The organism is Streptomyces sp. NPDC003691 (genome assembly GCF_053981115.1).
Genome location: NZ_JBSFNQ010000031.1, coordinates 1 through 12882, shown reverse-complemented (window position 1 = coordinate 12882; position 12882 = coordinate 1). Strand labels below are relative to the sequence as shown.

Genomic DNA, 12882 nt, shown 5'->3' with positions numbered 1-12882 from the left:
GGAAAACCGGATGAGCCGCGTCAGCAATGAACCGTACTCTCGGTCCTGATGCCCACTTACCCTTCCCCCCAGGAGAACGCCGCCGCCGGGGCACCGCCCGGGCCCGCGGCCGCCGACGTCCCCCCGGAGCGGAAACGGTCCGTCGTCCGGGTGCTGCTACGGCTGTGGCCGTACGTCCGGCCGGTGCGCGCCCGGCTGTTCACCGCCGCGGGTGTCGCGATCGTCGCCTCGTGTCTGAGTCTGGTGTTCCCGCTCGTCCTGAAGTGGATCGTCGACGGCCCGGTGGCCGGCCGCGATCCGGGCGGGGTCTGGCTGGGGGCGCTGGTACTGCTGCTGCTCGGCATCGCGGAGGGGCTGCTCTTCGGGTTCCGGCGCTGGCTGGTGGCCCGGCCGCTGGCGGGTGTCGAGGCGTCGATGCGGGCGGACATCTACCACCGGCTCCAGCGGGTTCCACTGGCGTTCCACGACCGCTGGCCGTCGGGCCAGTTGCTGTCGCGCGGTACGGGTGATCTGAACCTGATCCGGATATTCCTGTCGTTCCCCCTGACCTTCCTGCTGGTCAACGGGGTGACCATTCTGGTCGGCCTGGGGATCCTGCTGGTCCAGGAGTGGACGCTGGGCCTGCTGCTGATGCTGCCGTTCCTTCCCATGATCGTGATCTGCTCGTTCTTCGAGGCGCGGTACTCCCTCGCCTCCCGGCGCGCCCAGGACCAGGCCGGGGATCTGGCGACCATCGTCGAGGAGAGCGTCCTCGGTATCCGGGTGGTCAAGGGCTTCGGCCGCCACCGCAGCCAGGAGCGGTCGTTCCACGGCCTGGCGGGGCAGTTGCGCGGTACGGAGCTGCTGAAAGCCCGGATGGTGGGAAGCATCTGGGCGGCGATCACCGTCATCCCGGAGACCGCGGTCGGAGCGGCACTGGTGATCGGCACGGTCCAGGTCGCGGACGGCGAACTGTCGGCCGGCACGCTGGTGGCGTTCCTGTCCACGGCGCTGGCGCTGCGCTGGCCGGTGGAGTCGATGGGCTTCCTGCTGGCCCTCTGCCAGGAGGCGGCGACCGCGACGGAGCGGTATTTCGAGGTGCTGGACGAACCGGAGGAGTCCGGGGCGGGGGCGGGTCCCGGAAGGCGTTCGGGGGCGCGTTCCGGATCCGGGCCGGTTGCCGGTGCCGGCTCCGCTCCGGGTTCCGAGTCGGGTGCCGGTGCCGGTGTTCGTTCCGGTGCTACGGATCCGGCGGAGGGCCCCGGGAACGCACCCGCCGCCCCGGCCGGGCTCCGGTTCACGGGAGTCGCGTTCCGCTACCCCGACGCGCCCGCGTCGGCCGCTCCCGTACTCGACGGTGTCGACCTGCATATCCGTCCCGGCGAGACCATGGCCCTCGTCGGGGCCACCGGCAGCGGCAAGACGACCCTGACCGCCCTGGTGCCCCGGCTGCACGAGCTGACCGCCGGACGGATCACCGTGGACGGCAGGGACATCACGGAGATGCCCCGCGAGCGGCTGCGGGCGCTGGTGTCGGTGGCGTTCGAGGAGCCGACGCTCTTCTCCGCGACGGTCGCCGAGAACGTCCTCATGGGGACAGGCGGCACGGATTCCCGCGGTACCGGCGGCACGGCCGCGGACGGCCCGGAGCCCGGGCCGCCCGGCGCGCTGGACCGGGCCCTCGGTATCGCCCAGGCCGATTTCGTACCGTCGCTCCCCCGGGGCGCCGATACCGAGGTCGGAGAGCAGGGGCTGACCCTGTCGGGCGGCCAGCGGCAGCGGCTCGCGCTCGCCCGCGCGGTGGCGGCCCGGCCCCGTTTCCTGGTCCTGGACGATCCGCTCTCCGCGCTCGACGTCCACACCGAGGCCCGGGTGGAGGCCGCACTCCGGCACGTACTGAAGGACACCACCGCCCTCGTCGTCGCGCACCGGCCGTCGACGGTCATGCTCGCCGACCGGGTGGCACTGCTGTCCGGCGGCCGGATCGCGGCGGTGGGCACCCACCACGAACTGCTGCGGACGAGCGCGGAGTACGCCTGGCTGATGTCGGGCGCCGAGCGGACTCCGGCACCGAGGGCGGGCGCCGAAGCGTCCGTCCGGCCGGCCCGGTCCGCCGCGGACCGCGGAAAGCAGCCGGAGCCGATGGAAGGAACATGTCCATGAGCCAGCAGACCCGGCCGGCCGGGACCGGCGGCGACCCCTTCGACCAGGACGACCTCCCCACCGCCCGGGGCGCCACCCGTGCCCTCCTGCGCTCGCTGCTCTCCCCCTACCGCGGCCGGGTGGTGCTGGTGGCGGTGCTCCTGCTGCTCCAGCAGGCCGCGGTCCAGGCGGGTCCGCTGCTGGTCGCCTACGCGATCGACCGGGGCGTCCCGGCGCTGCGCGACGACGACCACGGGCCCCTGATCGCGGTGGGCGCGGGCTATGCCGCGGCGGCCCTGGGCGCCGGACTGCTCCAGTACTTCTTCGTCACCTCCACCGGCCGGCTCAGCCAGGACGTCCTGGTCGACCTGCGGGCGCGGATCTTCCGGCACGCCCAGGCGCTCAGCGTCGACTTCCACGAGCGGTACACGTCGGGGCGGCTGATCTCGCGGTCGACGGCGGATGTGGAATCGCTGCGGGAACTGCTGGAGGAGGGCCTCCAGGAACTGGTCAACGTCCTGCTGGCGTTCGTCTACATCGGGGTCCTGCTGCTCTGGCTCGACCTCGGCATCGGTGCCGTCGCGGTCCTCACCTTCGTTCCGCTGTCCCTGCTGATCCGGCTCTACCGGCGGCGCTGCGCCGTGGTCTACGGCCGGAAGTCGACGGCGATGGCGGCGGTCATCGTGAAGTTCACCGAGACCATGAACGGCATCCGGCCGGTACGGGCGTTCCGCCGCGAGCGGGCCAACGACGAGGCGTTCCGGCGGCTCAACGCCGAGCACTGCCGCAGCAACGGCGACGCGATGCTGGAGCTGGCGCTGTTCGTGATGGGCTCCCGGCTGGTGGCCAACACCGCGGTCGCGGCAATGGTGCTCTGGGGCGCCTACCGGGTCGCCGACGGCACCCTGGCGCTGGGCGTCCTGGCGGCCTGCGCGCTCTATCTGCGGCGGCTGTACGACCCCATCGACCGCCTCGGCATGTTCCTGAACTCTTACGAGTCGGCGGCGGCCTCGCTGAAGAAGATCGCCGGACTGCTGGCGCAGACACCGTCGGTACGGGAGCCGGAGCACCCGGTTCCGCTGCCGCCGCGCGCGGCGGACCGGCCGGGCCGCGAGGCCGTCTTCGAAGGGGTGCGGTTCGCCTACCGCACCGGCGGGGAGGTGCTGCCGCGCTTCGATCTGACGATTCCGGCCGGGCAGACGGTGGCGGTGGTCGGCTCGACGGGTGCGGGCAAGTCCACCCTCGCCAAACTGCTGGCCCGCTTCTACGACCCCACCGAGGGGCGGGTACTTCTCGACGGTGTGCCCCTGGACCGGCTGGAGACGGCGGAGCTGCGGCGCGGGGTGGTGATGGTCACCCAGGAGGCGTTCCTGTTCTCCGGGACGGTCGCCGAGAACATCGCGGTGGGCAGCCCGGACGCGAGCCGCGCGGAGATCGAGGCGGCGGCGCGGGCGATCGGGGCGCACGAGTTCATCACCGCCCTGCCCGACGGCTACGACACGGACGTCCGCAAGCGCGGCGGCCGGATCTCGGCGGGCCAGCGGCAACTGGTCGCCTTCGCCAGGGCGCTGCTGGCCGACCCCGCGGTGCTGATCCTCGACGAGGCGACCAGTTCGCTGGACGTCCCGGGCGAGCGCGCGGTGCAGCGGGCGATGGACACGGTGCTCCGCGGCCGTACGGCGCTGGTGATCGCGCACCGGCTGTCCACGGTGGAGGTCGCGGACCGGGTGCTGGTGATGGAGCACGGCCGGATCGTCGAGGACGGGCAGCCGGGGGAGCTGGTCATGGCGGCGGACGGCCGGTTCGCCGGGCTGCACCGGGCCTGGCGGGAGAGCCTGGTCTGAGCCGCGGTGCCGGGGTCCCGGGGTCCCGGGGTCCCGGGGCGGCGCCGCGGGTGCGGGGCGGCGTAGGCGGCGCCGGGGGTGGTACGGGGCGGCGGACCGCGGGGGCCTTCGAGCGGACCGCGGGGGCCTTCGGGCCGGCCGCGCCCGGCCCCGTACTCCCGCCGGGGCAGGCGGCGGCCACCCGGTGTAAACCGGTCATCCGCTCCGGCCGGGTCCGGCCGTCGTCCGGCGGCCGGACCACCTCCCCCGGCCGGCGGGGACGGTCCGCGCCCCCGGCCGGACGGTGCCCGGACCCGGGCCGGACCACGGTCGGGACCCGGGGCGGATACCCGCACGTTGCCCGGCCTTTACCTGCCGATGGCGGCCTCTCCGGCCCTCGGGTCCGGCGTCCGCTGAGCGAACCGGCCCCTTCGGTCAACGGACGCATTCCGGTCAACTTCTTGACGCGCTCCTGACAGAATCCCGCCACTCCTGCGACTCTTCACCCCGGTCGGCACGCCCTGAACATCCGTTCACCGGACACCGGTCCGGCCGGGCATCCGCTCCCGTGGACGGGCGTACGGGGAACGGGCGCCGCTCCCGGCGGTCTCCGGCAGGCCGGCCGACGGCACCACCGCACGGCAGCCCGACCGCACCACACCGCACCACCGCAGCGCACCGCAGCCCGACCGCACCGCACCGCACCGCACCACACCGCAGGAACGACGCACCGCAGCACCGCTCGTACGCAGTACCTCCGCCGCTCTGCCGCTCTGCCCGGGCCGGCGTCCCGCCGCCCCCGGTACCCCCCTCGCAGAAGGAGTCCGCGTGAGACCCCTGCCCCGCCGAGCAACGACGGCCGGCGCCCTCGCCGCCACCACCGCCCTGCTCGCCCTCGGCCTCCAGGCCGGCGTGCCGGCCGCCGCCGCCCCCACCGGCGCCGACCGGGCCCCGTCGGCCGCCCCGGCCGGAAAGGCCGACCCCGGCGCACTTCCCCGTTCCCTCTCCCCCGCCCAGCGCACCGCCCTCGTCCGGGCGCAGTCCGCCGAAACCCCGGCCGCCGCCCAGCGGCTCGGGCTCTCCGCCGACGAGAAGCTCCTGGTCCGCGATGTGGCCCAGGAGCGGGACGGCACCCTCCACACCCGTTACGAGCGCACCTACCGCGGACTGCCCGTCCTCGGCGGCGACCTCGTCGTCAGCGAGACCCCCTCGGGGGCGACCGAGACCGTCGCCCGTGCGTCGCGCACCGCGCTCACCGGACTCGCCACGACCAGCGCACGGATCACCCCGGCCGCTGCCGAGAGCCGGGCCCTGGGCGCCGCCGCCGCCGAGGGCGCGCGCAAGGCGGACGCCGCGGCCCCCCGGAAGGTGGTCTGGCTGGCCCAGGGCAGCAAGCCGGTGCTGGCGTACGAGACGGTGGTCGGCGGGCTCCAGCACGACGGCACCCCCAGCGAGCTGCATGTCGTCACCGACGCCGGTACCGGCGCCGAGCTGTTCTCCTGGCAGGCCGTGCACACCGGAACCGGCAACACCCAGTACAGCGGTCAGGTGACCCTCGGTTCCGTCCAGTCCGGCGGCAGCTTCCAGCTCACCGACAGCGGGCGGGGCAACCACCGCACCACCAATCTCAACCGGGGCACCAGCGGCACCGGGACGCTCTTCAGCGGACCGGACGACATCTGGGGCAACGGACAGCCCGCCGACACCGAAACCGCGGCCGCGGACGCCGCCTACGGCGCCGGGCTGACCTGGGACTACTTCAAGAACGTCCACGGGCGTTCCGGGATCCGCGGCGACGGCGCCGGTGCCTCGTCCCGGGTCCACTACGGCAACAACTACGTCAACGCCTTCTGGCAGGACTCCTGCTTCTGCATGACCTACGGCGACGGCGCGGGCAACGCCAAGCCGCTGACGTCCATCGACGTCGCCGCCCACGAGATGACGCACGGCGTCACCTCCAACACCGCCAGGCTGGTCTACAGCGGCGAGTCCGGCGGTCTCAACGAAGCCACCTCCGACATCTTCGCCGCCGCGGTCGAGTTCCACGCGAACAACCCGAGCGACCCGGGCGACTACCTCGTCGGCGAGAAGATCGACATCCGGGGCAACGGCACCCCGCTGCGGTACATGGACCGGCCCAGCCGGGACGGCTCGTCCAAGGACGCCTGGTACTCGGGCATCGGCAGCATCGACGTCCACTACTCCTCCGGCCCGGCGAACCACTGGTTCTATCTGGCCTCCGAGGGCAGCGGTGCCAAGACCGTGAACGGCGTCGCCTACGACTCCCCGACCTCCGACGGCCTGCCCGTCACCGGAATCGGCCGGGAGAAGGCGGCCCTGATCTGGTACAAGGCGCTCACCACCAAGTTCACCTCGACCACCAACTACGCGGGCGCCCGGGCGGGCACCATCGCGGTCGCCACCGAGCTGTACGGGGCGAGCAGCGCCGAGGTGAAGTCCGTCACCGACGCCTGGGCGGGGATCAACGTCGGCGCCCGGCCGGGCGGCGGCAACCCGGGCGGCCCGTCGTTCGAGAACACCACCGATGTGCCGATCCCGGACAACGGTGTGCCCGTGATCTCCCCGGTGACCGTCACCGGTGTCGCGGGCAACGCACCGGCGACCCTGCGGGCCGAGGTCGACATCGTCCACACCTGGCGCGGTGACCTGGTCGTGGACCTCGTCGCCCCGGACGGTTCGGTCTACAACCTGAAGCCCTTCAACTCCGGCGACTCCGCGGACAACGTCCAGGAGACGTTCACCGTCAACGCCTCCTCGGAGGTCGCGAACGGGGAGTGGCGGCTGCGGGTCCAGGACCGGGCCCTGCAGGACACCGGGTACATCAACAGGTTCAAGCTCACCTTCTGAGCCTGCCGGGCCCGTTGCCGGGCCTGCCGACGCCCCCCGGGGGCGTCCGTCCGACCCGCGCCCGGGAGGGGAGCCGTACACCGCCCCCTCCCGGGCGCGCCACCGTGCCGGGCGGACCTCCGTACCGGTCGCGCCACCGTGCCGGGCGCGCCGCCTAGGGTGGAGCCGTGACCACTCCCGCCGACTCCGCCGTACCCGCCCTTTCCCCGGCCTCCGGGGCTCCGCGGGTGCGGGTCCTGCTCGCCGACGACGAGACCATGATCCGCGCGGGGGTACGGGCCATCCTGGCGGCCGACCCCGGTATCGAGGTCGTCGCCGAGGCCGCGGACGGCCGGGAGGCCGTCGAACTGGCCCTGTGCCACCGGCCGGACGTGGCGCTGCTCGACATCCGGATGCCGGGCACCGACGGCCTGCGGGCGGCGGAGGAGCTGCGCCGGGCCGCGCCTTCGGTGGGCCTGATCGTGCTCACGACCTTCTCGGAGGACGAGTACATCGCCCGGGCCCTCGCGGCCGGGGTGAGCGGTTTCCTGGTGAAGTCGGGGGACCCGCTGGAACTGCTGAGCGGGATACGGGCGGTGGCCGAGGGCGCGGCGTTCCTCTCCCCGGCCGTCGCCCGGCGGGTCATCGACCGGTTCGAGGGCGGCAGGCTCTCCCGTACCGCCGAGGCACGGCGGCGGCTGGCACCGCTGACCGGCCGGGAGAGCGCGGTGGTCGCCCTGGTCGGCGCCGGACTCTCCAACGCGGAGATCGCGGGACGGCTCCATGTCGTCGAGGGCACGGTGAAGGCGCATGTCAGCGCGGTGCTGGCGAAACTGGGCCTCAGGAACCGGGTCGAGCTGGCGATTCTGGCGTACGAGGCCGGAGCCGTCGCCCGGAACCCGGACCCCGCCGCGGGCCCGTAACAGGACCCGCCGGTCCGGCCGGTCCCCGCGCCCCGGGTGCCGGGACGGGTCCGTGCCCGCCTGCGGCAGAGTGGGAGGCATGCGCCGTGACCGGATCCGCCGTACCGCCCTCGACCTGCTGCTCTGGGCGGTCGTCAGCGCGCCCGTCCTGCTCAACGGAGGCGGCGGGGACGGCGGGAGCCGGGGCGGTACCGGTGGCTGGGTCCGGCCCTGGACCGGGGAGTGGGCGCACAGCGGCTGGGCGACCGCCGCCGGGGTGGCCCTGCTGGGCGCCGCGGTCGCCGCCGGGCGGCGGTACCCGCCGGTGGCGCTGGGTACGGCGCTGGGCCTCGGCGTCCTGTACAGCACCCAGCTGATCACCCCGCAGTACAGCGTGGCCCTCGTGGTGTTCGCCTATCTGGCGGGCCGCCGCTCGCCCCGGGACCGCCCCGTCCTGGTCCTCTTCGCCGCCGTCACCGCTCTCGGGCTGCTGTTCACCCTCGCCGCCGGGGACCGGCCGGGTGTCTGGCTGTTCCAGGTGGCGGCGGTCCTGCTGGCCGCGGTGGTGCCGTGGCTGCTGGGCCGTTCCGTACGGCAGTACGCGGAGCTGGTCCGGGCGGGCTGGACCCTGGCCGGCCGGATGGAACGCGAACAGCGGGCCCTCGCAGACCGGGAGAGGCTCCGGGAGCGCTCCCGGATCGCCGGGGACATGCACGACTCCCTCGGCCACGACCTGTCGCTGATCGCCCTGCGCGCGGCGGCTTTGGAGATCGACCGGGACCTGTCCGAGCCACAGCGGGCCGCCGCCCGGGAGCTGCGGCTGGCGGCGGCCGGGGCGACCGAACGGCTGCGGGACGTCGTCGGGGTCCTGCGCGCCGACGAGGAGGGCGCGCCCACGGCACCCCGGGACGAAACCGTACGGGCGGTGGTGGAGCGGGCCCGGGACTCGGGGCTCTCCGTGCGCCTCGACGAGACACCGGACCGGGGCCCCGAAGCGGCCGGACCGGCGCCGCTGCCGGAGATGACCGGGCGGGCCGTCCACCGCGTCGTCCAGGAGTGCCTCACCAACGCGGCCCGGCACGCCCCCGGCGCGGAGGTCGCCGTACGGGTGGCGCGCGGGGACGGCGAGGTGCGCGTCACCGTCGCCAACGGCCCCGCGGCCCGTCCGGCGGGGGAAACGGCGTCCGGCGGCACCGGACTGGTCGGGCTCCACGAACGCGTCCGGCTGGCGGGCGGCACCCTGGTCCACGGCCCCGCGCCGGACGGCGGCTTCACCGTCACGGCGCGGCTGCCCGCGAACGCGTCGGCACCGGCCGCTCCGGCCCCGCCGACGGCCCCGCCGGAGGCCGCACTGGAGACCCCGTTGGAGACCCCGTCGGAGGCCGCGCCGGATCCGGGCCGGTCACCGGCGCCCACCGCCGCCCGCGAACTCGACCGGGCCCGGCGCCGCGTCCGGCGGGGGCTGCGGCAGGCAGTCCTGGTCCCGGTGGCGGTGGCGGCGGTGCTGGGGATCCTGATGGCCGGGTTCGACCAGTACACGAGGATGCGGACGGTCGTACCGCGCGCGGTCTACGACGCGATACGGGTCGGCGACCTCCAGCCGGCGGTGACGGCGCGGCTGCCCGGGCACGCGCTGCCCGGCCGCCCGGCCGGTACCGGGCCGGAGCCGGTGGCCGCCGACCACTGCCGCTACCACCGCGCGGACCTGTTCAGCGACACCCCCGCCTACCGCTTCTGCTTCACGGCGGGCCGCCTCTCCTCGAAGACGCTGGTCACGGACGTCCCCAACGAGGAGCACCGGGACGCTGCGCACTGAGCGTGCCGGGTGGGTGCCGTCGCACCGGGAGCCTCCCGCCCCGGGGCCCGGGTCAGCGCGCTCCCGGCCAGGTCACCAGGCCGAGATCCGCCGGGGAAGCGAGCAGCGGGTGGGCCGGGAGGACCCGGATCGTGTAGCCGAAGGCGCCCGTACGGTCCAGCGGGAGCGGGCCCTCGTACACCACCCGGCCTTCCAGGTCCGGGCCGCCCGCGGGCTTCAGCGGGCAGGGACGGGCCTCGGTGATCGCGTCGTCCGCGTCGACGCGACCGGCGACGGCCTGTACCTCCACGTCGTCCGGGGTCAGCTCGCCGAGCGCCACCCGCACCCGCAGGGCCAGCACCGTGCCCAGTTCGGCGGTCCCGGCGGGGGCGTGCTCCACCGCCTCCACATGGTCGACGGCCACCTTCGGCCAGGCGCCGCGCACCCGGGCCTTCCAGGTGCAGAGACGTCCTGCGGTCTCCGCGTCCAGGGCCCGGTGGGCGCGGGCCGCGGGGCCGTAGAGCCGTTCCACGTACTCCCGGACCATCCGTCCGGCCAGCACCTTCGGGCCGAGGACGGCGAGGGTCCGGCGGACCATTCCGATCCAGTGGTGGGGCAGTCCGCCCGGTCCCCGGTCGTAGAAGCGGGGCGCGACCCGGTTCTCGATCAGCTCGTAGAGCGCGGCCGCCTCCAGATCGTCCCGGCGGTCCTCGTCCATGGTGGACGCGGCGGAGGTGCCGTCGCCGTCGGCGGTGGGGATCGCCCAGCCGAAGTCCGGTTCGTACCACTCGTCCCACCAGCCGTCGAGGACGGAGAGGTTGAGACAGCCGTTGAGCGCGGCCTTCATTCCGCTGGTGCCGCAGGCCTCCAGCGGGCGCAGCGGATTGTTGAGCCAGACGTCGCAGCCCGGGTAGAGCTTCTGCGCCATGGCCATGCCGTAGTCGGGGAGGAAGACGATCCGGTGCCGGACCCGCGGGTCGTCGGCGAACCGCACCAGCTCCTGGACCAGGCGTTTGCCGCCGTCGTCGGCGGGGTGGGCCTTGCCCGCGACCACGATCTGCACCGGCCGTTCCGGGTGGAGCAGCAGCGCCCGCAGCCGGTCGCGGTCGCGGAGCATCAGGGTGAGGCGTTTGTACGAGGGGACCCGGCGGGCGAAGCCGATGGTGAGGACGTCGGGGTCGAGGACCCCGTCCACCCAGCCGAGTTCGGCGGCGCCCGAGCCGCGCTGCCGCCAGGAGGCCCGGAGCCGGGACCGTACCTCCGTCACCAGTTGTTCGCGCAGTTCGCGGCGGAGTTCCCAGATCTCGGCGTCGGGGATGTCGACGACCGCGTTCCAGAGGTCGGAGCCGCCGACGGTGAGCGCGTCCTCGGCGCGGGCCGCGCCGATCCGGCGGGCGCCGAGCCGGAAGACCTCGGGGGCGACCCAGGTCGGCGCGTGGACGCCGTTGGTGACGGAGGTGATCGGCACCTCGTCGGCGTCGAAGCCGGGCCAGAGGCCCGCGAACATGCCGCGGCTGACCGCGCCGTGGAGGGTGGAGACCCCGTTGGCGCGCTGGGCGAGCCGCAGTCCCATCACGGCCATGTTGAAGACCTGCGGATCGCCGCCGGGGTAGGTCTCGGTGCCGAGGCGGAGGATCCGGTCGACGGGGACGCCGGGCAGCGCGCCGCGGTCGCCCAGGTGGCGGGCGACGAGTTCGCGGTCGAAGCGGTCGATCCCGGCGGGGACGGGGGTGTGGGTGGTGAACACGGTGCCCGCGCGGACGGCTTCCAGCGCGGCGTCGAAGCCGAGTCCGTGCTCGCCCGCCTCCCGGATGCGTTCGAGGCCGAGGAAGCCGGCATGGCCCTCGTTGGTGTGGAACACCTCGGGTTCGGCGTGGCCGGTGATCCGGCAGTACGCCCGGACCGCGCGAACGCCGCCGATGCCGAGCAGCATCTCCTGGAGGAGCCGGTGCTCGCTGCCGCCGCCGTACAGCCGGTCGGTGACATCGCGTTCGGCGGGCCCGTTCTCCTCGACGTCGGAGTCGAGCATCAGCAGCGGGACCCGGCCGACCCGGGCCACCCACACATGGGCGCGCAGGGACCGTCCGGCGGGCAGCGCGAGGACGATCTGCGCGGGCCCGCCGCCGGGCTCCCGCAGCAGGGTGACGGGGAGCTGGTCGGGGTCGAGGAGGGGGTAGTGCTCCTGCTGCCAGCCGTCGCGGGAGAGCGACTGGCGGAAGTAGCCGTGGCGGTAGAGGAGTCCTACGCCGATGAGGGGGGCGCCGAGGTCGCTCGCGGCCTTGAGGTGGTCGCCGGCCAGGATGCCGAGGCCGCCGGAGTACTGCGGGAGGGCGGCGGTGACCCCGAACTCGGGCGAGAAGTAGGCGACGGCGGTGGGGAAGTCCGCGGCCCGGGGGTGGGTCTGGTACCAGCGGCGGCCGTGCAGATAGTCGTCGAGGTCGTCGGCGGCGTCCGTCAGCCTGCGCAGGAAGCGCCGGTCCGCGGCCAGCTCCGCGAGCCGCCCGGCCGGTACCGTCCCCAGCAGTTGGACGGGGTCACCGCCGCAGGCCCGCCAGCCGTCGGGGTCGACGGCCTGGAACAGGTCACGGGTCTCGGTATGCCACGACCAGCGCAGATTGCGCGCCAGGTCGCTGAGGGGGCGCAGGGGTTCGGGCAGGACGGGGCGCACGGTGAACCGGCGGATGGCCTTCACGCCCCCACGATCGCAGCCACGACCCCGAACCCTGCGGACGCGCCCCCCTCCCCGCGTGTTCTCCTGCCGAGGGCGTTGGGGGGCGGGTCCTTGCGGGGCCGGCCCGCCCCGGGGGCGCGGGGGGCGCGGGGCCGCCGGGGGCGCGGGGGGCCGCCGGACCCCGGGCGCGGGCCTGGGCCAGGGCCGAGGCCCGCCCGGGGCGCAGGTCCGGAAGCCGCCCCGGGACCGCACCGAGGCGAAGGGCGGGGCGGTCCCGGGGCGGCATCCGGGAGCCGGAGGCGGGTGCGGCCCGGAGGCGTGTGTGCCCGGGGCGGGACCCCGCGGGGCCGCCGGGGCGCGGGCCCGGACCGGGCCCAAAGGGCGGGAGACTCGGGCCCGGTCCCGGAAACCGGTGACGCGGCCGGGAACCGGGGTCGCGTCCCGGGGTGCCCCGGAGTCCGGTGACACGGCCGCCCGTTCCGGGCCCGGGGCTCCGGAGCGGAGACCACCTGCCCCCGGGGCGTGCGGCCGGGGCCTGGCCGGGGCCCGGCGGCCCGGGGCCGGTACCTGCCCGCAGACGGAACCCCGCGCGGGGGCCGGGCCCCGGACCGGGGCGGGACCCCGCGGGGCCGCCGGTTAGATAGTAGATGTACGGTCGTGAGACATGGTGCGGATCTCGAAGCGGCGCATGCGGAGCGGTGCGCCCGCCCGACCCGACCGGAC

At 74.9% G+C, this 12882-nt stretch carries 6 protein-coding genes; 5 read left to right on the top strand and 1 reads right to left on the bottom strand.

Translation table 11 applies throughout. The features are described from left to right. Positions 1-48: 48 nt before the first annotated feature. The 5 genes from ACWDR0_RS16840 to ACWDR0_RS16820 all read left to right on the top strand — a co-directional run bounded on the left by ACWDR0_RS16840 (position 49) and on the right by ACWDR0_RS16820 (position 9509). Complete coding sequence (locus tag ACWDR0_RS16840; protein WP_456352444.1) at positions 49-2142, top strand: ABC transporter ATP-binding protein; 2094 nt, start codon at positions 49-51, stop codon at positions 2140-2142. Beyond that, on the top strand, positions 2133-3965 hold the full coding sequence (locus tag ACWDR0_RS16835) for an ABC transporter ATP-binding protein (protein ID WP_456352443.1): 1833 nt from the start codon (positions 2133-2135) through the stop codon (positions 3963-3965). The genes ACWDR0_RS16840 and ACWDR0_RS16835 overlap by 10 nt, the downstream gene beginning before the upstream one ends. An 807-nt stretch (positions 3966-4772) precedes the next feature. Next, on the top strand, positions 4773-6812 hold the full coding sequence (locus ACWDR0_RS16830) for a M4 family metallopeptidase (RefSeq protein WP_456352442.1): 2040 nt from the start codon (positions 4773-4775) through the stop codon (positions 6810-6812). Positions 6813-7069: 257 nt separating this feature from the next. Next, complete coding sequence (locus tag ACWDR0_RS16825) at positions 7070-7714, top strand: response regulator (RefSeq protein ID WP_456352493.1); 645 nt, start codon at positions 7070-7072, stop codon at positions 7712-7714. A gap of 79 nt (positions 7715-7793) precedes the next feature. Beyond that, entirely contained in the window at positions 7794-9509 is a 1716-nt protein-coding gene (locus tag ACWDR0_RS16820; protein ID WP_456352441.1) for a histidine kinase, read from the top strand. Between the two features lie 52 nt (positions 9510-9561). Here ACWDR0_RS16820 and glgP read toward each other — a convergent pair whose 3' ends face one another. Further along, entirely contained in the window at positions 9562-12180 is a 2619-nt protein-coding gene (glgP, locus tag ACWDR0_RS16815; RefSeq protein WP_456352440.1) for an alpha-glucan family phosphorylase, read from the bottom strand. Between the last annotated feature and the right edge of the window lie 702 nt (positions 12181-12882).

Excerpts from the sequence above, each read along its gene's own strand:
- ACWDR0_RS16840 (WP_456352444.1), top strand. The coding sequence starts at position 49 with ATGCCCACTTACCCTTCCCCCCAGGAGAACGCCGCCGCCGGGGCACCG.
- ACWDR0_RS16820 (WP_456352441.1), top strand. The coding sequence starts at position 7,794 with ATGCGCCGTGACCGGATCCGCCGTACCGCCCTCGACCTGCTGCTCTGG.
- ACWDR0_RS16825 (WP_456352493.1), top strand. The coding sequence starts at position 7,070 with ATGATCCGCGCGGGGGTACGGGCCATCCTGGCGGCCGACCCCGGTATC.
- ACWDR0_RS16835 (WP_456352443.1), top strand. The coding sequence starts at position 2,133 with ATGTCCATGAGCCAGCAGACCCGGCCGGCCGGGACCGGCGGCGACCCC.